General features: G+C 38.4%; 25 protein-coding genes, 1 pseudogene and 1 riboswitch. Of the genes and pseudogenes, 6 read left to right on the plus strand and 20 right to left on the minus strand.

The genetic code is table 11. The annotated features are described in order from the left end of the window. Positions 1-94: 94 nt before the first annotated feature. Together BAA9072_RS16700 and BAA9072_RS16705 are read right to left on the minus strand one after the other, a co-directional pair. The gene (locus tag BAA9072_RS16700) at positions 95-802 is read right to left on the minus strand and encodes a polysaccharide deacetylase family protein (protein WP_201715817.1); all 708 of its coding nucleotides are present in this window, start codon (positions 800-802) and stop codon (positions 95-97) included. 105 nt (positions 803-907) lie between these two features. Continuing rightward, positions 908-1195, minus strand: a complete 288-nt coding sequence (locus tag BAA9072_RS16705; RefSeq protein ID WP_201715818.1) for a hypothetical protein — start codon at positions 1193-1195, stop codon at positions 908-910. A 264-nt stretch (positions 1196-1459) separates the two neighbouring features. Between BAA9072_RS16705 and BAA9072_RS16710 the strand changes: the two genes are divergently transcribed. Then, positions 1460-1948: a sigma-70 family RNA polymerase sigma factor gene (locus BAA9072_RS16710; protein ID WP_201715819.1), complete on the plus strand. Its 489-nt coding sequence runs from the start codon at positions 1460-1462 to the stop codon at positions 1946-1948. Positions 1949-2024: 76 nt separating this feature from the next. Here the strand turns inward: BAA9072_RS16710 and BAA9072_RS16715 are convergent, their stop codons facing one another. From BAA9072_RS16715 to BAA9072_RS16735, 5 genes are all read right to left on the minus strand, one after another. Then, positions 2025-2483 (minus strand): GNAT family N-acetyltransferase, encoded by a 459-nt coding sequence (locus BAA9072_RS16715; RefSeq protein WP_201715820.1) that lies wholly within the window; start codon positions 2481-2483, stop codon positions 2025-2027. Between the two features lie 125 nt (positions 2484-2608). Then, complete coding sequence (locus BAA9072_RS16720) at positions 2609-3352, minus strand: ABC transporter permease (RefSeq protein WP_201715821.1); 744 nt, start codon at positions 3350-3352, stop codon at positions 2609-2611. Positions 3353-3367: 15 nt separating this feature from the next. Next, a complete protein-coding gene (locus BAA9072_RS16725; RefSeq protein ID WP_201715822.1) occupies positions 3368-4279 on the minus strand; it encodes an ABC transporter ATP-binding protein in 912 nt (303 codons plus the stop codon). A gap of 167 nt (positions 4280-4446) precedes the next feature. After that, positions 4447-4791 carry a DoxX family protein gene (locus BAA9072_RS16730; protein WP_201715823.1) on the minus strand — a complete coding sequence of 115 codons (345 nt, stop codon included), beginning with the start codon at positions 4789-4791 and terminating at the stop codon, positions 4447-4449. A 139-nt stretch (positions 4792-4930) separates the two neighbouring features. Continuing rightward, positions 4931-5560 (minus strand): pentapeptide repeat-containing protein, encoded by a 630-nt coding sequence (locus BAA9072_RS16735; protein ID WP_230980912.1) that lies wholly within the window; start codon positions 5558-5560, stop codon positions 4931-4933. A 271-nt stretch (positions 5561-5831) separates the two neighbouring features. Between BAA9072_RS16735 and BAA9072_RS16740 the strand changes: the two genes are divergently transcribed. Then, positions 5832-6338 (plus strand): GNAT family N-acetyltransferase, encoded by a 507-nt coding sequence (locus BAA9072_RS16740; RefSeq protein WP_201715825.1) that lies wholly within the window; start codon positions 5832-5834, stop codon positions 6336-6338. A gap of 202 nt (positions 6339-6540) precedes the next feature. On the opposite strand, the gene BAA9072_RS16745 is transcribed toward BAA9072_RS16740, so the two are convergent. The 4 genes and pseudogenes from BAA9072_RS16745 to BAA9072_RS16760 form a co-directional block, all read right to left on the minus strand. Continuing rightward, positions 6541-7050 (minus strand): NUDIX hydrolase, encoded by a 510-nt coding sequence (locus tag BAA9072_RS16745; RefSeq protein ID WP_230980913.1) that lies wholly within the window; start codon positions 7048-7050, stop codon positions 6541-6543. A gap of 25 nt (positions 7051-7075) precedes the next feature. Beyond that, positions 7076-7480, minus strand: coding sequence for a hypothetical protein (locus BAA9072_RS16750; RefSeq protein WP_201715826.1), 405 nt, complete (start codon positions 7478-7480; stop codon positions 7076-7078). 46 nt (positions 7481-7526) lie between these two features. Next, a pseudogene (locus BAA9072_RS16755) lies at positions 7527-7895 on the minus strand (VOC family protein); the annotation flags it as partial. A 395-nt stretch (positions 7896-8290) separates the two neighbouring features. Beyond that, positions 8291-9367 (minus strand): citrate synthase/methylcitrate synthase, encoded by a 1077-nt coding sequence (locus tag BAA9072_RS16760; RefSeq protein ID WP_201715828.1) that lies wholly within the window; start codon positions 9365-9367, stop codon positions 8291-8293. Positions 9368-9481: 114 nt separating this feature from the next. Here BAA9072_RS16760 and BAA9072_RS16765 point away from each other — a divergent pair, with 114 nt between their 5' ends. Beyond that, complete coding sequence (locus BAA9072_RS16765) at positions 9482-10360, plus strand: LysR family transcriptional regulator (protein WP_201715829.1); 879 nt, start codon at positions 9482-9484, stop codon at positions 10358-10360. Positions 10361-10411: 51 nt separating this feature from the next. Here the strand turns inward: BAA9072_RS16765 and BAA9072_RS16770 are convergent, their stop codons facing one another. Continuing rightward, the gene (locus BAA9072_RS16770; RefSeq protein WP_201715830.1) at positions 10412-11116 is read right to left on the minus strand and encodes a class I SAM-dependent methyltransferase; all 705 of its coding nucleotides are present in this window, start codon (positions 11114-11116) and stop codon (positions 10412-10414) included. Between the two features lie 334 nt (positions 11117-11450). Then, entirely contained in the window at positions 11451-11972 is a 522-nt protein-coding gene (locus BAA9072_RS16775; RefSeq protein ID WP_201715831.1) for a GNAT family N-acetyltransferase, read from the minus strand. Between the two features lie 455 nt (positions 11973-12427). Here BAA9072_RS16775 and BAA9072_RS16780 point away from each other — a divergent pair, with 455 nt between their 5' ends. Further along, positions 12428-12862, plus strand: a complete 435-nt coding sequence (locus BAA9072_RS16780) for a hypothetical protein (protein ID WP_201715832.1) — start codon at positions 12428-12430, stop codon at positions 12860-12862. Positions 12863-12979: 117 nt separating this feature from the next. Here BAA9072_RS16780 and BAA9072_RS16785 read toward each other — a convergent pair whose 3' ends face one another. The 6 genes from BAA9072_RS16785 to BAA9072_RS16810 form a co-directional block, all read right to left on the minus strand. Further along, entirely contained in the window at positions 12980-13354 is a 375-nt protein-coding gene (locus BAA9072_RS16785) for a nucleotide excision repair endonuclease (protein WP_201715833.1), read from the minus strand. A gap of 127 nt (positions 13355-13481) precedes the next feature. After that, positions 13482-14369, minus strand: a complete 888-nt coding sequence (locus BAA9072_RS16790) for a diacylglycerol/lipid kinase family protein (protein WP_201715834.1) — start codon at positions 14367-14369, stop codon at positions 13482-13484. Between the two features lie 122 nt (positions 14370-14491). Beyond that, positions 14492-16648: a YhgE/Pip domain-containing protein gene (locus tag BAA9072_RS16795; RefSeq protein ID WP_201715835.1), complete on the minus strand. Its 2157-nt coding sequence runs from the start codon at positions 16646-16648 to the stop codon at positions 14492-14494. A gap of 223 nt (positions 16649-16871) precedes the next feature. Then, complete coding sequence (locus BAA9072_RS16800) at positions 16872-17750, minus strand: aminoglycoside adenylyltransferase domain-containing protein (protein WP_201715836.1); 879 nt, start codon at positions 17748-17750, stop codon at positions 16872-16874. An 83-nt stretch (positions 17751-17833) separates the two neighbouring features. Continuing rightward, positions 17834-18415, minus strand: a complete 582-nt coding sequence (locus BAA9072_RS16805) for a CBO0543 family protein (RefSeq protein ID WP_201715837.1) — start codon at positions 18413-18415, stop codon at positions 17834-17836. Positions 18416-18612: 197 nt separating this feature from the next. After that, on the minus strand, positions 18613-20010 hold the full coding sequence (locus BAA9072_RS16810; RefSeq protein WP_201715838.1) for a protoporphyrinogen oxidase: 1398 nt from the start codon (positions 20008-20010) through the stop codon (positions 18613-18615). A 226-nt stretch (positions 20011-20236) separates the two neighbouring features. Next, positions 20237-20343: riboswitch (SAM riboswitch) on the plus strand. Positions 20344-20445: 102 nt separating this feature from the next. Between BAA9072_RS16810 and BAA9072_RS16815 the strand changes: the two genes are divergently transcribed. Next, a complete protein-coding gene (locus BAA9072_RS16815; RefSeq protein WP_230980914.1) occupies positions 20446-20664 on the plus strand; it encodes a Fur-regulated basic protein FbpA in 219 nt (72 codons plus the stop codon). Between the two features lie 83 nt (positions 20665-20747). Here BAA9072_RS16815 and spoIIP read toward each other — a convergent pair whose 3' ends face one another. After that, positions 20748-21914: a stage II sporulation protein P gene (gene spoIIP / locus BAA9072_RS16820; protein WP_201715839.1), complete on the minus strand. Its 1167-nt coding sequence runs from the start codon at positions 21912-21914 to the stop codon at positions 20748-20750. A 357-nt stretch (positions 21915-22271) separates the two neighbouring features. Here spoIIP and BAA9072_RS16825 point away from each other — a divergent pair, with 357 nt between their 5' ends. Further along, on the plus strand, positions 22272-22508 hold the full coding sequence (locus BAA9072_RS16825; protein WP_201715840.1) for a hypothetical protein: 237 nt from the start codon (positions 22272-22274) through the stop codon (positions 22506-22508). Positions 22509-22530: the final 22 nt, after the last annotated feature.

Consider the following 22530-nt stretch of genomic DNA (forward strand, 5'->3'; position numbering starts at 1 on the left):
CTCTCTCTTAGACACTTTTTACACATATTACCCCTCTAAGAATCACTTCTTGGTAATTCTATAATCTAATTAACATAATATTATTATGATTTTCTTACTTTGTATTAAGTTTTTGGAGTTCATTCACTGTTACGAAAGAGTATCCCTCTTTTGTTAATGCTGCCAGGATTTCCTCAAGAACTTGTATTTCGTCCACACTTTTGTCATACATAGGATGTAATAAAATAATAGAACCAGGCTTTGCATTTTCTTTTACTACGGCTAGTTTCTTAGATGGGTCATTCGTAACGCTATCAGGTTCTATGCTCCACATAATCGTTTCTCTATCGTTTTTGTGTAAGTAATATGGAAGTCCGATCAGTTTTTTCCCATTTGGCGGGCGAAAATCGATCTCACCGTCGTATCCAGTTTCCTTAATGAGTTCATCCGTATTTTCAATTTCTTTTTTTATGTAGGTGCTGGATTTAAAGATCATTCGATTATGAGTATAAGTATGATTTCCTATCTGGTGCCCTTTCTCTACTATTTTCTTTGCTTCTTCAGGAGATCGTTCGATTTCTTCACCAATCAGAAAAAATGTGGCTTTGACTTTGTACTTGTCTAATAAGGAAAGAATTTTTCCGGTATTCTCTGTCGGTCCGTCGTCAAAGGTCAGGGCTACTACCTTCTTATCCGTATTAACCTCTGAAGTAAGGTTTCCAAATACCTGAAAAGTTCTTGCATTCATCCACTTATATGTACCATATAATAGTAGAAATAAAACCATAATCATAGTCATCATGCGGGTTATATACGTTTTCATCACTGCCTCCTCTAGTCTTTTATTAACAATAGTATAGCAATTTTAGAGAAGGCGTAAATGGTCTGCTGCTAATTAATAACGATAAAAAAAGAATAAATCCATGACTTAGTCCTTCTTTTTCTTAATTTGTTCCCGGATATTCTCTAATTCTTCAAAGGAAAGCATGTTCAATGACGCTTTTATCTCATCTTCAATCTTCTTTTTGTTTTTCTCCTGATAGTTTTTCCACCAATCCCGGAGGTTTTCCGTATTCGCAAGAAGATATTCAATATCGATCTCCTCAATTTCATCATCGGATAAGTAGTGAAGGACAGCAGCTAGCATCTTTTCCAGCTTTTCATTGGTTTCATTTTCTTGTATCAGTTCATCCGAGTTATCTTTTCTCATCGGCATATTTTGCCCCCCTATTTATGGTTGGTCTTATTAGTATTGACGAGAAGTTTGAGATGTTAAACACTTGTAGTACACAAGGTTCGATGTAAATCTAGGTAAATCAATCCCTTCTTTATTAATAAAGGAAAAAATTCCTAAGAAATAGCTCTAAGTTTCTTTCATTAATACAGGTACTACCCTTTTTTGTCCGGATACCATTTTCTTTGTAAGGTTAAGTTACCTGGGAATATAAAGAACGGCGCGCCGGTCAGAAGGAATCTGAATTTGGAGAAATTTGAAGAACTTCAAATGCAATATGACCGTATGATTCATAAAATTATTCATTCGTTGCACATTTACAAAAACAAACACGAATACTATCAGACCGGCCTCATTGCCCTTTGGGAGGCTCATCAAAATTTCGATCCTGAAAAAGGGGCTTTTCCCGCCTATGCTTACTCATTTGTTCGTGGCAGAATATTATCTCAATTAACAACAGAAAGCCGGAATGCAGAAAAAAGTATTTTTAAAGAGACGGAGTTTTTTGATTTGATTGAAGATGAAAAGGTAAGCGATGGATTGGCAGAAGAATTGTTGTTCAGTTATTGTAAAGACTTAACCCCCAACCAGAGAAAATGGGTAATGTATACATGTCTGCACATGCTGACGGTCAGTGAAATCGCAGAGGTGGAGAAGGTTTCTATCTCCGCTGTAAAAAAGTGGAGAAAAGGAGCGAAGGAAAAGGTTCAGGGAATGTTGAACATTAAAGGATAAAGGATGGGACGCTTTCGTTAAATAGAAATCCCAATTCGAAAAGACCAAGTTAAAGAAACTTGGTCTTTTCGTTCATCTAATTAAAATTAACTTCTTTCACTACGGCCATTTCCTTGCCGAATCGGTTCCCATGATCAACAAATCCTAAACTCGCATATAAGTAATGTGCACCATGATTTTCGGGATGATATCCTACTACGATTCTATTTATATCAAGGGTTTTAACCATTTGTGTTATCATTTGTTCTGTGGCGGCTTTTCCGATTCCTTTCCCTTGATAGCGTTTATCCACCATAATCCGGTATACCCAATATCCATCCAGTTCTTCAGGTACAGAGTTGTACATTAAGAATCCTACCACTTTATCTTCAAAATAAATGGCAAATGGTTTTAATGTCGGCTCAAATTTGGATTGAGCAATTGAAATGGCATTTGGCTCAATAAATTCCTGTTGTTCCAGAGAGAGCTCCAGCTGACAGCATTCGTACCAATTTTCTTCATTTAATTCTGCGATTACCACTTTGTTCTCTTTCAATCTTTTTCCCCTTTCAAAAAACCTTAGTAATTCAAGATATCAATTTTCAGACCATTAGATCATACCATCATTTTCAAATAGGGATAATCTTTTTATTATTTCTCAATATATTTGTTGACTCAATATTAACTTTTGGATAAACGAAGAAACCGTGGATATCCAGCCATTGCAATCACTCCTCCAGCTACTCCGGCAAAGACCAGTACAGAAATATTGAACAATACGTCTACAGTGGACCCTTCTTCTAAAATGATTTCCTTATACCCTTCGATTGCCCAGTATTGAGGCAGTAGCTTGCTGATTGTTTGCATAAAATCTGGCATCAGGTCCACTGGTAACCACAATCCTCCAAGCATTGCCCCACCAAGGGCTATGATCTGTGTCATGGCGATTCCCATATTCTCTGTTTTTACCAAAACGGCGAGCGCCATGCCCCAGCCGGTCACAATAAAAGCCAAGGATAATGATAAACTTATCAGTCCAACGGGATCGCCCAAAGGAAGGTCATAGACCACGACACCGAAACTAAATAATACAGCAATCTGAATTAAAACGATCATCATGAATGGAATCCATTTCCCTATAAAATAGTTCTTAATTGGAAGTGGGGTACTGGCTATCCTTGCAACCATTCCTTTGTCCCTATCCTTCACAAATCCGATGACCATGGATATCATAATATAAAAGGCGAACATAATCGTATAGCCGGGAATGATCTGAGTGACGACTTCTTTATAACTTGTATTCTCATCTCCGGAAAAGATGGAAACAAAGGCAATTATGAAGACTATCGGTAAGATAAACGTCCAAAACCACAAGCCTTTATCCTGAATATTTTTCTTTAATTCCATTTTGGCAATGGCCCACATATCATTTTCCCCTTCCTATGAATCTCGAAGTTGTGTTCCTGTCAAAGCGAAAAAGATATCCTCCAACTTCGGCTGATATAGCTCAAGCCTTCTTGGCAAAATATTTTGATTGCGAAACTCGATAATCAGTTTTTCCAAAGTCATCAAAGGATCTTCGCTTTGCAAAAGAAATCCGTTTCCCTTGGCTTTTACCTTCCCGTGCTGGGATAAACTGACTTCACCTAAACCTTCTCCCGAAATAAATAATGAGGGTTTATTATATTTTTGCTGTAATTCATTCATTGTTCCGCATTCGACTACTTTCCCCTTGTCGATTAGTCCGATGTTGTCACATAGCTGCTCAACTTCCTCCATGTAATGACTGGAATAGATGATTGTACTTCCCTTTTCCTTTAGTTCATTGATAATGGTAAAAATCGAATTTCTTGATTGTGGATCGATTCCTACAGTCGGTTCATCCATGATCACAATGGAAGGATTATGCAGTAAGGCACAACCGATATTCAATCGCCGCTTCATTCCCCCTGAAAAGGTGATGACTTTGTCTTTCCCACGATCTTTTAACCCGATTTGTTTTAATACTTTCTCGGAACGATCTTGAAGGTCTTTCCCTTTCAGTCCATAAACGCTTCCGAAATACATTAAATTATCCTTGGCAGAAAGGGTTTCTTCCAGACAGATATCTTGAGGTATGTATCCAATAAGTTTTTTCACCATTACTTTTTCTTTCATGACGGAATGTCCATTGACGATGATATCCCCCTCAAAACTCTGTAATACTCCGGATAAGATCTTCATAAACGTTGATTTTCCTGCACCATTCGGTCCAACCAGGCCAAAACAAGAGCCTTCTGGAATAGTTAAATGAATATCGTCAAGTGCTTGAATTGAATCATATCGCTTACTTACGTTCTCAACCTTGATCATAAAAAAAACCTCCTTCAGCACAGTTACTCATAATAAGATGTACGAATGGAAATTGGTAAAAGTTTCACTTACTGTAAAGAAACGAAAGAAAAAGGAGTGGGTTTGTATTCCACTCCTCTCGTATGCTCGATATCTTCGAATGAAATCATTTATGTTTTGTATCAACTCTAACTGACCAAATAAAATAGTATAAATGAAAGGATTCCTAGCAGGATAATCATAAACGTATCTTTGAAGCCGTCTTTCACGCGAACATGAGCAAGCATTCCACCGATAGCTGTGATGCCAAGAACGAGAGAGCCAGGCCCAATGTATGTTTCATTCCAATAACCAAGCACCAATAGAACTGCACCGGTCAATTCGACTAAACCAGTGACAAACCTAAACCATTGAGGCAAACGTAAATGATCAAATACACCGCGATGCATGCTCGACCCGGTCAATTTTCCGACTGCCGCCATTAAAAACATCGCTGCCAATATCCCTTGTAACACCCAGATGAAGATGGTCATGTAGTTTTCCCCCTTCAAATTAAACAATGGGCCCTGATTACATGAATATGCCAGCTTGAATGAATACATGCATTTGGATTTTGACATGGATGCACCAAATAATGCAAACAGATTGAAAAACCTCTCCTTTACATTACCTCTACTCCTTGACCTTCAATCCCAATAAGCTCGCAAACCCGATTGCCTGCTCAGGTGAAACTTCACAACCAGTTAGGTTTGCAAGAGCTACATTTATGCGTGTAAATCTGCAGGTACTAATATCAATACCTTTGAGGTTAGTCTGTGTGAAGTCTATCTCATTAAGGTCACATCGATCAAAGTTTACTTTCAGAAGTTCACAGTCAGAGTAGTTGGCATTTTGTAAATGTGTCTGGTTAAATGTCACCTGCTTTAATCGTGCTTCAACAAAGTCACTCATATTTGCCAGGCACTCTTCAAAACGTACATTGCCTAAATTTGCCCCTGAAAAATTCACACCCAATATTTTGCATTCTTTGAAGGTCACTCGATGTATAATTCCCTCACTAAAGTTTGCATTCGACAGGTCACAGTTTTCAAATACGACATCTGTCATATCAATCCGAGGAAATGTTGCACCAACGAACGAGACATTTTTAAACATTACTTTAGATATCACGAGCTGACCGATCTCTTCATGGTCCACCCTCGCATTTTCTATCTTACAATTAGATAGGAATGGATCTTCATCATAATAGACATCTTGAAAATTAGCCGTCTCTAAACGTGCAGGAATTTTTGGCTCTTCCATTTTAAATATATACCCCATGAATACACCTCAATTATGTTCATTTTATATTAAAAACTATAACATGAAGAAAATTGATTAGTAGTCTTGGATTTTTAACGGGTGTGTGTCTCGCAATGAGGAAAGTGAGAAACTTATGTACTTCCCAGATTTAATAGCAGATAATAAAACTCGTTTCCCTGATTGAGTTTGTCAACTTATTCCAAAAAATCATTTCACCTATTTCAACTTTCGAGTTAAAATAAGATGGAATGATTAAAGTGAGGTGTTCCATATGAAGGTGACAGAAACATCACGACTCTCCTTAAGGTGGGTAAAGGAAACGGACGCAGCATTTATTATGACTTTATTAAATGAACCTGGATGGCTGCAATACATTGGAGACAAAGGAATACGCACCATGGATGATGCAAAGAATTATATTGTGAATGGTCCCCGAACAATGTATGAACGGGAAGGCTTTGGATTATTCTTAGCAGAGTGTAAGGATAATCAAATTCCAATCGGGTTGTGCGGACTGATTAAGCGAGACGGTCTGGAAGATGTGGATATAGGGTATGCTTTTCTATCTGACTATCAATCACAAGGGTATGCGTTTGAAGCGGCAAGCGCTACTATAGATTTTGCAAAAGACATAGGGATTAAGCGTCTGGTAGCGATTACCACCAAAGATAATGAACCTTCTTCTAAACTCCTTGAAAAATTGGATATGAAATTAGAAGGATATGTGACATTGCCGAATGATAAAGAAGAGCTCAAAAAGTACGGGATGAACTTCTAACTCAAGGCTTGAGCAGGTCATTGAATAAGTGTATACGTCACTCTTGAAAAGATAAGATCAAACCATTATGAGTTATCCGGTTTCTTGTAGAGAAAATGAAAAGAGCTGTATTCCAGGAATTTCAGCTCTTTTCCACTGGAGTATTTAAGAATCGGTAAAGCAAAAAGCACCTATCCTACAGCAGGTAAGTATGTAAATCGTTCTACTTATGTAATTTCTTCAATTCCCCCAGAACAAAGTTTTCCCTTATGATCCATCGATTGTTCTCAAACTTGTCCATCAACATCTCATTTCCATTAATGGCCTCATCCAAAGTAACCCATCGGGGAGTCATCTCCAGTGCCAACTCATACTCTTCTAATTGTTGTGGTATTTTATCATTGTCTGATAGTTCACAATAAAAGTAGTGGGAAGTCATTTCGAATAACGTATCCTCATCATATATGTCCATATACCTTTGTGTCACGATACCAACAGGATCCGTTACTAAACAGTGTATGAATCCGGTTTCTTCAGTCACCTCCCTTATGAGGGCTGCAGACAGGCTTTCACCTTCCTCGACTCCGCCTCCGGGAAATTTATAGTCACCCCTGTTTGAATGCATAAGCAGGATTTTTTGATTTTGAATGATGACGGCTTTCACGGCGGTTCTATATTTCATTTTGTATTCAGTCTTCTCACTTTTGCGCTTCCCTAATACTGTTTCAAACAAAGCTTTCTCTCCTTTCCTTTTAATATTATAGAATAATAGATAATCCTACGACTTGATCTGAAAAAACAATCATTTCATCCATCATGATAATAGAGTCGGGGTTTGCGAATGATTTGAGGCGTACGTTTTTAATATGTATCGGTCCTGTTACATTTGATGCCATCATATCAGGTGCAAGTTCTTTGAGCTCTTCCCCAAATCGCTCGAGTCCAAATTCCAGGAATGTTTTCTCTTCTTCCTCAACATCCAAAAAGTTGATTTCGCCCTCGATCATGTTAGTTTGAGTAAGGACCTGAATCCTGCCCCGCTTATTAGTAATCTCTGGCTCAGCAATCACTCCTTCTTCAAACTGTTGTTTTAGATCAGCAAGATGAGTGATAATTGCTTTTTTGTAGTCCATTGCCTTATTAATATTTTCTAGCTTTAACAAAGCGATTCCCCTTTCTTGGTATGGTAAAGGTCCTTTTTCCTTTCCTCTTTTTTTCAATCAACCCAATTCCCACCCCAGTTGGATCAACCAAATACGCAAGGAAAAAATCATCGAATTCCATCTTATCTCTGACCACCATCGCCCCGTTTTCTTTGGCTGCATGAAGGGTTTTCTTGATGGAGTTTACTTCAATTTGAATACGTGTACCGTGTGGATGATCTTGAGGTCCTTTACTTATTCCACCGTTTATTCCTTCACCATGACCTGTTAAAACTGTCCGGAAGTCCCACTGGGGTTCGGATATTTTCCAGCCGAATACGTTTGAATAAAATGATGCTGCTTTTTCTGGTTCCTGACTGCTTAGTTCAAAACCAACCACTTTCCCATTTGGATTTTTCACGATTATTCCCTCCATATTCCAATTTTCATGAAAAAATGAACACTCGTAGTGATAAGATCTCATAACAATACGCATTAAAATAATTCGACATTTCTTCCCAAAATCCTCCACCAGGAGATTTTCACAAAAGAAAAAAGTTCAGGACTGAAACTCTAAGCGTTTATGGGTTAGACTACATCTTCCAGCAAATATATTGTTGTCATTTTATTAACAGTCTACAATATGCAAAGCTTTATCATTGAGTATGCGTTACAGTGTAACGGAGATAAACGGCACAATAAATCAGCATGGAAAAAGAGCATTTCACTTTTAGTTTAAAATCCGAACGAGTTAGATTTTTATTCAATCACTCGTTCGGATTTTTCTTTATCTGAAACCCTTTTGTCCCAGCCTCTTTCTCACTGGCTGTTTCACTTTCCTATATATTCAGATTCTGGCCGGAATATCGAATTTTTTTCTGCCTGTTCCAATACATGGGCAGTCCATCCAACGATTCGACTGGCCGTAAATGTCGGTGTGAAGATTTCTGATGGTAGATTAATCGATTTCATGATGGCAGCTGCATAAAACTCTACATTTGTGTATAAGGATCTACCCGGCTTCATTTCATCCAAAAGTTCAATCGCCTTCTTCTCCACATATAGTGCAAGATCAAGAGAGTCATCCCCCCCCTTATTTTCTAACAGGGTAGTCCTTAAAGCGATGGCTCTTGGGTCATGCGTCTTGTACACCCGATGTCCAAACCCCATCAGCTTTTCCCCTTTCAACAGTTTCTCTCTTATGACTTCTTCGGCATTTTCAAGAGCACCTATTTCGTTCAGCAAATCAATGACCCCGGATGGTGCACCTCCATGAAGAGGTCCCTTCATTGTCCCAATCGCTGAAGTAATGGCTGAAATCATATCAGATTCTGTTGAAGCCGTGACTCTTGCCGAGAAAGCAGAAGCATTCATTCCATGCTCCAGGGTCAGGACCATATACGTTTCCAGTGCATCCGCAACAGTCAGAGACGGATTTCTTCCGGTTAACATATAGAGATAATTCTCCACATGGTTCAGCCGGGTATCCGGATCGATTAGAGGTTTATCCATCAACATATTGAATCTGTAAGCGATGATGGTAGGAATTACCGCCGTCAATCGCATGGCCTGCTCAATAGTTGGCTTCCAACTGTATTGTGGTCCTCCCAGAGAGGAGACCGCGGTTCTTAATACACTCATCATGTCCATTCCTTTTGGTAAAGTATGAAGAATGTCCTTCATCTCAGACGTTAGGAATCGATAAGTGCTGAGCTTCCTTTTAATCTCCACTGCTTCGTTCATGGTTGGAAGGTGCCCATACCATAATAAGAAGGCTGCTTCTTCAAAGGAAAGATGACTGAGTTCCCCGATTTCATACCCCCTATAGATGAGAACCCCTTCCTTACCATCAATATGACTGATAGTGGTTTGTGCTGCAATAACCCCTTTTAATCCTTTACTAAACATTCGTTTCATCCCCTTTTCCTTTATTACAATTATTGTATAATGGATTTATAATTATGAAAATTAAATATATTTAATTCAATTGATTACATTTATTAATAAGGATAGGTGGATAAAGTGGATTTAAATGTGGTGAAAACATTTATTACGGCAGCTGAATTCAATCACTTCAGAAAAGCGGCTGAGCGATTATATATATCACAGCCGACCGTTACGGTACATGTCAAACAACTTGAAAAGGAACTGGGAGTTATTCTATTCGAGAGGGAGGGGAAGAAACTCAAATTGACAGAAGCGGGAAGATCCTATTTAGAGCATGCAAAGAGATTGATCGACACTTATGAGGAAGGAATCTCTGATCTTCAATCCATTAGTCAGGGATACACGACAACATTTAAAATGGCTATATCCCCCTTGATTGCTGATAATGTGTTACCTTTTGTTTTAAAGCAATATTTAGAAACCCATCCCCATGTCGAAATTACGGTTGAAATTATTGAATCTGCTGAAATAGAGAAGGCTGTTTTAGAGGAAAGGGTCGATATCGGACTTTCCTGCCTTCCTTGCTTTAGTCCTGAACTTGAACAAACGCTATTGTTTTCAGATAAGGTCATTCTGGTTGCTCCCCATGATGGAAGGGACTTTGAATCAGCCCCTCCTCTGGACGAAGAGGAGTTATTGGAATCGAATTACTTATTGACCCACAATCACCCTGCTTATTGGGATGAGCTCTGCTATACTATAAAGCAATTTTATCCGAAAACCAGAATGATGAAAGTTTCTCAAACACATATTACGAAACGCTTCATTGCAGAAGGTCTTGGTGTATCCTATCTCCCTTCTTCCACAGTCAGAAGGGAGCTGCTTGAAGGTAGACTATTGGAAGTTGAGACAAATACATTTCCCACTCCTGAAGCAAAAACCTTCGCCATTACTAAATATCAACATCAGGTACAAAAGGAATTTTTGCACTTCCTGTCTCGATTCAGAGTGTGAAATAGGGATGACATGATCTTCGTTTACTGATCATGTCATCCCTATAATGTATTACCTTTTTTGAAAAAGACCTGTCAGTAAGTCAGAGGCGCCAAAAAGGTTCTCTGAATCTTTTTTATCGGTCATTCTCCTTATTTCAATTGGCCTTAATGATTGAAATATCTTCGTTAACCGTTCTTTTGTATAACCTAACCCCCCCATTAGTGACCTTTTTTTATATACTTCCCAATCGGATATATCAGAACCGCCTAATTTTCCGCCTTGATAAAAACACGTTATGCCAAAGTACCCTCCATCCCTTAATGCTCTTTTGATAAGATTTATGTAACTTATCCTTCTATGAGGAGCAATATGATGAAAACAACCTGAATCATAAATGAAATCGTATTCTCCATCTTTAATATCAACATCAAAAATATTTTGATGCAAAAAGTTTATGGATAGATTTCTTTCCTCCGCGCGTTCCTTTGCCCATTCAAGAGACGTTTTTGATACATCGATTGCGTCTACATCAAAGCCATTTTCTGCTAGAAAAATGGCGTTCCTGCCTGGACCGCAGCCCAGTTCAAGTACCTTGCACGGGATGAGAGTTCCACTTTTCACATAAGAAACTAAATTCTCATCGGGTGCATTAACAAAAATCGGGACTGATTTCTCCCGATCAGAAAAAAACTCATCCCAAAATGTTTCAGGCTCACGTAAAAATGAATCCAGCATTGTTAATAAATCGTCGTAATTATAGATATCTTCTTGCATTTGGCTCCCCCTTTTTCAAGCTGATTTTATTGTACTTTATTACAACGATTGAAAGGTTACCACGATTTTACAATTAAATTATTTTAGTTCTAATTGAAAGCCTGAAGGGATGGATTATTTCCCTTTAAAAATGATTAGAAAGCGTAAATTGAGGATTCTGAATACTTTCAAAGGCAAGGGTATGTAAATTTGTTCACTTACAATCAGGTGGATTCTAAACACCCTGAAGCATGTAGAAATAATCTGTCGTGTTCATGTATCATTACAATTGTTACGAAAATGTAACAGAAAACAATAACTTGATTTTTTCTGTCATTTTATACATGATCATACATCAAAGAAATTTCTCCATGCGTATATCAGAGTGCATTTTTCCATTCCAATAGGTAAAGTCAGGAATCCTGGCTACTTCCTGATAACCCATATTTTTATAGAGTTTATATGCCTGCCTATTAAACTCAAAGACACCAAGTTCAATTCTTGTAAGCCCCTGTTTTTTTATCTCATTCTCCAAATAGCTTATTGCTTTAAAACCTATACCTTTTCCTCTCCCATCGGGCTCACCAATTGTTATCCCCAACCAAGCTGTTCCTTCAACCTTTTTGTAAAGGTGACCGGGGTCGATCATATAATTCATTTCTCCCACAAGTTTGTTTTCCAGGTGAATAAGGTATATATGGTGGGTATTCACTCGATCTTTCAAATCATCTAAACTCCTGTACCATTGCTGTTCAGTTTCTTCTTTGTTTTGATTTGGACGAATAAATGGGATTAGATCCGGATGGTTATCCCACTTATTAAATGCATTAACTATTTCAGTGTTAGGTTCGACTAATTTAGCAAAATGAACATTCACTATTATTCCTTCTTTCTATTAATCTCTTTTCGTAAAGAGTGTGGTTATGATTATAAATAGACTATTTACACATGGTTTGACATTGAGTGTGTGCTTCAAGGATGAGGGAAACAGTTCCGCTTTCCACGGACATTCAGCCGGGTCTCTGCAATTTCGCTTCCGGGGTCTCGGCACCCCACTTTTCCGTAGAAGTCTACGCAGTTCCCCACCCTCTAAAGGAGCATTTGATGTCAGAGCTAAATGCTCCATATTTACTATTAGCCAAGAATCCAGATTCTTAATGACGGAGAGATCCTTATTTTAACATAAAAACTGAATTTTCTTTTTGAAAACATTTCTCCTATTTCTGATTTTCTTCTTAGTTCCATTGTTTTTAACTGCTAGTTCTATCAATGCTTTACCTCCAATAGGTATAACTATGAAGCTTACGCGCCATATACCGAGGAGGGAACCTTGTGGAAAGAACCATTAATCCAATTAAGTTGAATCAAGTCATAGAATATGAGGATCTTTTTCATGAAACGTTTAACGGAACTTCCCTAAGGGCAGGACGAATAGTGCAAATTGTGTACTTGGTTTATCCGGGAAAATCTATTATTACCTATAACATCCTTGATGGAAGGAAGAAATACGTGAATATTGAAGACTCATCTTCCCCACCTTCGATTCAAAGGTGTGAGATTCACTTTCGAACAATATTTGAGTTGAATGAATCTGTTGAAATTGAGATAGCCGGTGTGAAGAGAACTTCTGTTATCGTATCTATCAAAGGTGTTTGGAATGAGGATGGCTTTGTTGTTTCATATGGAGTGACGGATCGGACGGATACAACTTATTTTGGGGTTCGGGAAATCTTGTTGGTTAAATGGAATCGGGAAACAGAACGGTAGAATTCAAATCGGACAGGAATGATTGCCCTTGATAATAGATGAAACTGTATAAACCACTTTTTAGCCCAAAAAAGGTACCGGGATCCGAGATTGGAACCTGATACCTTTTTGAATTTTCTATTTATAGAATACTTTGTCTACATTATATTTTGCTTGTAGTTTATTGATAATATATGTTTCGTAAATGTCACGATCCATTGCGTCTTCTACTATGGATACGTCGATTCGGTAAACCTCGCCTCTGTGGTTACGTAGTGGTGATACAGAATCCTCCAGGTGCTTTTTGACTCTTTGTCGCAGCTTTCTAGCTTTCCCAACGAATAGAAGTTCATCATTGATATTGTAAAATAAAATGATACCGCCCTTATCTCTTGGAATTTCATGAAGGTCAATAAAGCCTTGGATGCTTTTGATTTTTGGTTCTTCCGAATCATTTGGTTGTCTTCGTTCCGTTATGGAAATATCCGCTTGCGGGATTTGAATGTTAATCATGAATAGTCACGTCCTTTGTTTGCTGTAAGAAATAATGGTAACACAAAAAGGATGGAATTACTATACAACGAAACACTTACCATAAAATAAGAGGGTGAATTCTCCTCTAATGTTAATGTGATTGCCCCTATTCCTTTTGTGGAACGAGTATGTCCAGATGCTGTTTCAAATTTTTTATTGTAATTGGCAATTCGTCCCCTTCGTCCCCATCTACATTGGCAATCATCTTATATTTAGATTTGGCCAGGAGCTTAGTGACTTTCATATAGTGGACATGTTCACTTTCGGCTAACTCCCCCAATAGTATTCTTGGAAGTAGAAGGAGGAATCGAGGCAAAGCCATGGCTTTAATGATAAAGACATGGAGCTGACCATCATTTACCTTGGCATCAGGAGCGATGGTTTCCATTCCCCCTACAGAATTCGTGAGGGCCACAAGCATAAGTAGGGCATCCCCTTCCCATTTATGGTCGGATAGAACAGAGAGTGTAAATGGCTGCTTCTCTTTCATTTTTTTCATTCCTTCAATTATATAGGCAAGTGGACCAAGCTTTGATTTCTGTTCGGCAGATGTAGAAAACGAAGCTTCCGCCAATGCTCCCACTGCCACAATATTAATGAAGTATCGATCATTTATCTTACCGACGTCGGTTTTCTGTACATGGTTTTGTTTGAAAATGTCGATTGCTTCTTCGGGATTCATAGGAATATTGAGCGCTCGAGCAAAATCATTGACCGTTCCGAGGGGGATGAGACCAAATAATGGGCGGTGCTCCTGCTCGGCCATTCCGTTAATCGCTTCATTAATCGTACCGTCCCCCCCCATCGCTACGAGGAAATCAAATTTATTGTTACACGATTCCCTCGCAAATTCCATTGCATCCCCTTCTCCTTTTGTCAGGCACACGTCCGTCTCATACCCCATTTTCTTCATCGTATCAAGTGCATGAGCAGTAAATTCTCTCCCCATTTCCTTTCCTGAAGATGGATTTACGATTAACATGGCTTTCTTCACACTGCTCCCTCCCTTTCCCTTGATATCGTTAATTAGGTTATACCCTATTTTCAAATTCAGGAATCCTTCTCACCTTAAGGAGAAGAGAGAAATATGAGAAAAAAATGAAACACGCTGAAAGACTAATGAAACAGCCCCGACTCTTTTGATTTTCGCATAAACGATTTGGTCTTTTTACTTAGTGGATCTTTTAAAAATGCACCGAATAGCAATGCGATAACACCAAAGAGACAAAGAAAAAGTATATCCCGATATACTCTCTCCCAAACGATTCCTCCAACTGCTTCCCTCATAAGATCAATTGCATATGAAAATGGGAGAAAGGGGTGAATCGTTTGGAAAAATGTTGGTAAAAGTGCCACTGGGTACGTTCCTCCTGCTCCTGCAATTTGTAGAACCAGAAGTATGATGGCCATTGCCTTCCCGATATTTCCAAACACAGACACCAACGTATAAACCACAATCATAAAAATGAAGCTGATGAATAATCCGAATCCAACAAACCAACCAGGTTCAGCAATTTGCACCCCTAGAATAAAAATATCCCCCATCGTTACAATCAAAGCTTGAATCAATCCAATGCTAAGAAACGTCAACAGTTTCCCAAAATAAATTTGTCTCTCGGAAAACTCATGCTGACCAATTACTTCTGTTGATAAAAGAGAAATAAGGAGAAGGGCACCGACCCATATGGCCAACACCGAATAAAATGGAGTCATGGCCGCCCCGTAATTTTGAATCGGAAATAAACTGTTTTTATTAAGGACAACCGGCTCTTCGAAGAAACTCTTCTCTAAATCGGGATTATTGCGGAGAAGATCTATTATTTCATTAATATCGGTTTTCCCTTGGATATTCCTGATACGGTCTGCAAGCTGGTTGATTTTATTGTTGATATTTGGATATTCCCCTAATACAGTTCGGATCGTACCGGTTCCTTTCGAAAGGTTTTTTTCTGTATTTGAGAGGATACGTTCTGCTTCTGGTATGGTATTTTCGACCTCTTGAAGATTAGATTTTGCTTCGTTCAGTGTTTCTTTGGCTGCCGTAACTTCTTCCAATACAGCCGGTTCAATTGATTCATTATATTTTTTTAAAAAGGCAGCGATTTCAGTTTCAGTTTTGACTGAACGATCTTTGAGACCGTTTATGATGCTGTCCAATTCCTGTTGATTTGTAGTAAGGAGATCATTTATTTTCAGTACGTCTTGCTGATTGGTCTCCATGTCCATTTTAACCGCCTCGAGCTGACTAATAGTTTGCTGAATCCTTTCCTGGTTTTGATTATCTTCATTGGTCTGCAATGTTTTCAATGAAGTTACAATTGTGTCAATTGTTTTGATGGAAGTAGACAGTCTATCAGAAATTCCATTATTTATGGATGATGCTCCATTAAGGTCTATATTGGAGGTCTGAATTTCCTGCAGGAACTCGTTGATTTTGGCCGCCATTTCCTGTGCCTTTTCCAACTCTTTTTGAAGGTTGGGTGCGATAGCGTTTAGTCGATTCTCTGCTTTTTTCAGGAAAGCAGTTGTCCGATCTATTGTCTCAAGACCCTGATCGGTCAGGCGTTTTGCATCAGGAATTCCGGTTTTTGCTTTTTTTATAATTTCTTGAGCACTTTCTGCATCTGATAAGGATTCATTTAAGATCTCACCTATCTCTGGCAATTGATCCTCGACTCTAAACACATATTCTTCAAATTTCTTAATGTCGGGGAGGTCCTTTTCAATTTCAATTCCAAGTTCGTTGAACAGTTGAAAAATGAGACCATTTACGGTTGATATAAAGGAATCAGTAATTTTATCTACTATTCCGCCTGCTCCGGATTCGGTGATTTTAGGTGCAATAGCATTTATTTTTTCGTTGACGTAGTATTCCAAAGTTGCCTTTTCAGGTTCATCCTCTATGACAGTAGCCAAATTCTTTGAAAAATCCTCTGGAATGATGATGACAGCAAAATAATCCCCGGATTCAACCCGGTCCATTGCCTTTTTCCTGTTCACAAATTGCCAATTCATATCATCATTCTGTTTTAGTTCTTTTACAAGATCATTTCCGATATTCATTTTCTGATCCCTGATTGTCGCCCCGTTATCTTCATTTACGATTCCAACAGGAAGCTGACCTGTCTTTGAGTATGGATCCCATGATGCTTCGATGTTGAACCATGCATAAAGAGAGGGTAATAGCATTAAACCACCTATCAAAAATGCCGCCACCCAGTTCCCCGTTACATTTTTCAAATCCCTATTAAATATTTCCCAGACACTTTTCATATAAATTCCTGCCTTTACCCTGAACACTAAGTTTGGAACTTAGTATACCCAACTTCAATTTCCTCATTATCAATTTGTCTGGTAAAAAAAAATAGTGGTATTAAATCACTATGAGTAGTCACAACCTGGATTCCCTTAAATTACTATCTTGTACTATGGCTTTTTCGTAAACTTTTGAAATTGTATGTAGTAAATCTTACATATTTTTATATTTCTCAACGTTTCATATGATCCTGCCGTTAACCTTCCGAACTCTTCTATTTTTTTCACTATAAGAATCATTCTTCAAATTATTACAAACACAAATTAAATATTTTAAGAATTCTAATGTGTGTTTTACTCTTTCTTCAACTGAGTAAGAACTTTTCACATCGACTCCATGACGGATTTTCATTGCTTCTTTAATAAGACCGTGCCATTCTTCAGGAAGTTGCTGTAATCCATACGTACCTGCGTCCTGCTTCGAGATTATGGAAGATTCTTTTAATGTGTAGTATTGACGAAGGACGCCCAGTATGGACCACTCTACTTCATTATCGATCACGCTGGTTGGATAATTTTTCACTTCATCAATGGAGTTCTCTAAGGAAAGGACCCTGCCAGCCCAGTACGTATTCATATTACTTAAAACATACTCCCTCATCTGCTCTGAAGAAAGTTCAATTTCATAAGAGGATATTTCAGGTCCTAAGACTCTAATTCCCTTATACTTAAACAAATACCATGTGATAGGATTGAAGTTGAAATAAGCTCCACAGTTTAATTCACCATTGTTATAGTAAATGTACATCTCATTTTCATCTTTACTGGATGGATCCATCTTCCCTATATCTTCCTTTAGAATATATACTCCGTCCAATTCCGGTTTCTGATAGGTATGTTGGATTGATTTATGTATAAGTGTAAGTACGTCCGAGTCTTCTTTAGATAGCCTATGTTTTGTGATGGTGATAAAGTCAATATCGCTAAACTCGTCAACAAATGAGTTCAGGGCAATGGACCCATGTAAATACAATCCTTCAAGGGTTTCCGGCAGATGTTTATGGAAAAGTCTAATATAATCATTTAATACGGTTTCAACCATTTTCGGTAATTTTGTCAAAGTGATCCCCTCCCTAATACCAATTATTTCAAATACAGGAAAGAGGTTCAATATGGATTTGACTAAAAAAACACAGATTAAGATCACTGTGTGTTCTTAATCTGTGTTTTTTCGAAATATACAAATAAATTGGTTATCCATTTCGCAATCACCCCTACTGCAACATAAATCACGAAAAGATGGATGTAATTTGTCCCTTTGTTCATAGAGAATAGGCCGGCACTAAGTAGGATGGGCTTAAAAACAAATGCAAAGATGGCGCTGATTATGAGCAAGAAGAGATAATAATTTTTCTTATGTTGGTAGGTCCATTGGTATACGAACATATAGGATACCGGGACGAGGGAAACGTCAAGTGAAATAGAACTTGCCAATAAAGGATAAAGTTTATATGGATAAAACCATTTCAGCATATTTGCACCGATGGCATCAGCATACGTGAAGAATACATGAACATTATATCCATAAAACCCAAATAACAGGGCTTTCTTTTTATCCAGGAAAAAAAATAAAATGACCAACGGTAAAATAAAGAATGCTGCCATTATCCAGAACTGCCAGGTGCCCAGATCCGAATATCGCTGCCAATAGTTGAGCCACGTATCGGTTTGATCCATCTGTATTTCTTTCAGCCTTGTTAGGAAATTGTTTTGAGTTTCGCTCATGGATTTACACTCCTAAGGTACGTTTATCTTAGTATGAGCATGTGCAAGATGGGTTATTATTATGCTTATTTTGTAAATTTTGATGTTCATTCGAAAGAACGAAGTGTACCAATTGATGAGAAGGTTTTCGGTTCAATCCATTTAGCCCCTGCAACTCGACTTCCAGTCATGAAAGAAGCTTGATCCCCCCTATGGGATCAAGCTTCTTTCATGACATCTTCCATAATGGATTCTGCCGTTCTCTTTCCGTTTTGAATACATGCTCCGATCCCCACGCCGTAGTAGGATGCACCAGCTAATTTCACTTGCGGCATGTCCATTAACAGAGTCCGGTTCAATGCCTGTACAGACTGACTGTGTGCCAAATGATAATTTGGCATTAGATTTTCCCAATTGGTCACTTCCATTGAAATAGGGTCTGCATCGATCCCTACGCTCTTTTTTATATCTTCCAGTGCCACACTCATCAACTCGTCCTCTTTCAAATGCTTTAACTGATGGTAATGTGCATTCGTACTTTTATAAAAGAGTCTTACCAATAGCTTCTGCTTGCGGGAGGTGTGCTTCCATTTCCGACTGGTCCAAGTACATGCATCACACTTCACTTCACTGCCTTTGGATACAATAAATCCTGTTCCATCAGCCGGAAGCTTATCATCAGGAACATCGAATCCAAGATAGATGGATATCAAGGATGAGTTTTTTAGTGTATTAAAATCCTTATCTAATGTTTCATGATTAAGAATTCGTTGAGTAACATTATGAGGTGTTGCAAATATGACATAGTCAGCCAGAATGCTTCCATGCCCACTTAAAGTCAACTCGTACTTGTCCCCGATCATCTGAAGTTTCGTTGTCCCTGTGCCTTTTAGAATTGTGGCATCACTGCATTCTTCTTCCAATCGGTCAATGATGGTGGATAGCCCATGTTTAAACGAAATGAATTTTTTATTAGAAGCTCCTTTGAATTTCATTTTGTTTGCAGATAACCCTTTAATAATACTTCCATGTTCGTTTTTATATTCAAGAAGATAGGGAAGAGTCGAGGCCGTGGTCAGTCTATACAAGTTCCCGGAATAGACTCCTGATAAAACAGGTGCAATCTGGTTTTCTACAAGTTCTTTACCTAGAAATGCTTCCAAAAACTCTCCGATAGAGCTTTCTTTCGTGAATTCAGTGTTTTTTGTCTCCAGGTCCTTAAGCGCTGCTTTCTTACCATCTTCAGAAATAAGGGTACTTTCTTTAAGTGCTTCCACGCTCATAGGAATTCCGAACACTGTGTCGAGGGGAATTTTGTGTAATTCACCATTTGTGTATATGTAGGAAGTTCCTGTTTCGTTGTAGACGAGCTCATCTTGAAGGCGGAGTTCATTGACTAACGGAAGGACTCCCTCATTTCTGGAAACGATTGAATCTGCTCCTGCTTCCATAATAAAATCGCCTTCTGTTATAGTTTTGATCTTCCCACCTAAAATGTGATCACGTTCGATTAAAAGTAACTCTATATCCGTATTATGCTCCCTGGACAATTTTTGAATATAATACAGGGCAGTTAAACCTGTAATCCCCCCACCTACGACAACCACTTTCTTCATACCATTCACTCCATTAATTACATTTGTGTATACAGATTATCATGTTTTCCGCTGATATGAAAAAGAATCTGTGTCGGAAATAGGAAAAATAGAGTGTAAACTTTAATCGAGGGAGGTACACCGTTGTAGCAGGCAAACCATTGCTTCGTTGTCCTTGCATTTAATTCCGAGTTGACAACTAAGAATAGTCATCTATAATATATATATAACATTTGATAACTATACCCACTTATCCAGAGAGGCAGAGGGACTGGCCCGATGAAGCCTCAGCAACAGATTCTACACAGTGGAATACTGTGCTAATTCCACAAGCATTGCCTTGGAAGATAAGTTGAAGATTTGTTATACAAAGCCTTCTTCTTATACATTAGGAAGTGGGCTTTTTCAAGTAGAAAGCCTCTTCCACTATTTATAAACGATATTAGAGGAGTGATTATGATGGGGAAAATTCATCAGGAAACCCTTCAGAAACGAAGAAATGAGTTAGTGAACAAATTAATCGTCCACAATATTTTCAAAAAAGGTGACAAACAGTTATTTGAATTGACCCTGCAGGAACTAGAGAACGAATATAAATATATACAAAAAGAATGCCACCCCCACAGTGATGTCGGTTCCATCCATTGGAAAAATCACGTAAAGAAGAGTAGCTGAAAAGCACCAATCCTGGAATTGGATTGGTGCCCCCTTTTCTTTGTTGAAGTTAGGTCCAAAAATGGGAAAGTTTATCTCTTCAGCTATTGTGCATTTACTTCAACCGCATCTTTTTTATAATATCCCGCAAATATCTCTGCAAACGCTTCGGTAGAATTATATAATTCTATTAAGTTATTTTCAACTCCACCAAATTCAAGAAGCATGGCACGTTCTGTTAAGTCCTGATTGTAGACCCCGTTTCCTTCTGCCTTCGTTTTAACGAATACTCCACGGCTGATTCCTGGATATTTCTCTTCTAATTTAGCATTTAATTCTTTGGCAATTTTGAGATTCTTTTCGAAGTTTTTGTTTTCTTTTCCAACAATGAAGAATAATCGCGCATAGCTCTTGCCGGCTATTGTTTTAGTTGTAATATCTCTCGGCATAGAGTCCCGGTGGATGTCGATCAGATAGTTCAAGTTGTCATCCTGTGCGATAGCCTCCTGCACCAACCCCCTTGATAACTTATAGGACTCAAAATATGTCCATGATTTGGATTTTAATGCTTTGTTTACATCTGTTTTATCATGAACCACTCCAATGCCCCTCGCTTCAAGTTCTTGCTTAAGTTTTGTTCCCACTGCTATCACATTTACCTTTTCATTTGTACTCGCCGGATCTTTTGAATCATTGTTTTTTATCAGAGGGCTAAAGGCTTCCCAACTATGAGAGTGATAGATGAATACAGACTTTTCATCTATTTCCTGCACTCCGTCACCAGAGTTATTGTTTGCTTCATCGATTTGGTTCTGATCAATTTCCTGATCCTTCAGCTGGTCTTCTGTGGGTGCGGGTGATTCATTAGGTAGATTTGTAATGTCCGTCCCTTTCCCGGCAACGGCTATGTGGGTATGATAATTTTCAATACCCGGAATTTCCCGACCAAACAGACTTCTTGGGTCAAGAAGTGATACATTCGTTACGCTTTCCAACCAATCAAAGTCATCATTCATCGCCTCTTTATTCTCGATGCGCAATCCGGTCATTTCCTGTGACAGCAGCATGAGAAAGGTTTCCTTCGGTACAAGCTCAGACACGGATGTATAAAACAGGCTGTCCACTCTCAACTTAATGGCAGTCGATGAAATCAGCCAAACCATTACATACATGAGAATGATCCCTATCAATATTACCCGGATAACGGCTTTCATAGAAACAAATACTAGTGGGACTAGGCTATTATTATTTCGAGACTTATACGACATCATCAGTACCCCTATATAAAGTATTTAATAGTTCACTTTATGCAGAAAGTGGATAGAGTAGAAGAATTTTTCCGGGATTCCGTCGGATTTCCTATAGAAATGAATATTAGATTCCCTTACGTCATCAAACTTGCGGCAATTCCTTAAATCGTTAAATCATTTTCCGATGTAAGCTAAGCATGAACGTATGGTGGCGCAGTGCCTGAAGTGCTGCAGGGTAGATTGAGATAAAGTTCATTTCCAATTGTTTTCAGAACGCACGTTTCTATTAAGGTAGATCTATGTTATACTTGAAGTTCATTGGGTCTACGAGACTGTATTTAGTCAATCCCTCGAGCAAGCAGAAGGGAGACATGTTAAATGTCACTAGAAAATATCGTAACCATGCTCAAGACTCTTATGGAATTCAAGGAAAGTGAGATTGTTCATACGATTTCTGATCAAGAACACTCACCTGTTATGACCGTTACTTACCATCTGGATACGGAAAGTTTTCGCATAACCTATTTGGATACTATGAAAGTAGAAGAATTTACTGACATCAGCCTATTGGCGACCACCATAGAAAATATTGTACTTCTTGAACCTGTAAGATAACGTATAAAGAAATGCCATTACT

Source organism: Rossellomorea arthrocnemi, from assembly GCF_904424705.1.
Lineage (GTDB): Bacteria > Bacillota > Bacilli > Bacillales > Bacillaceae_B > Rossellomorea > Rossellomorea arthrocnemi.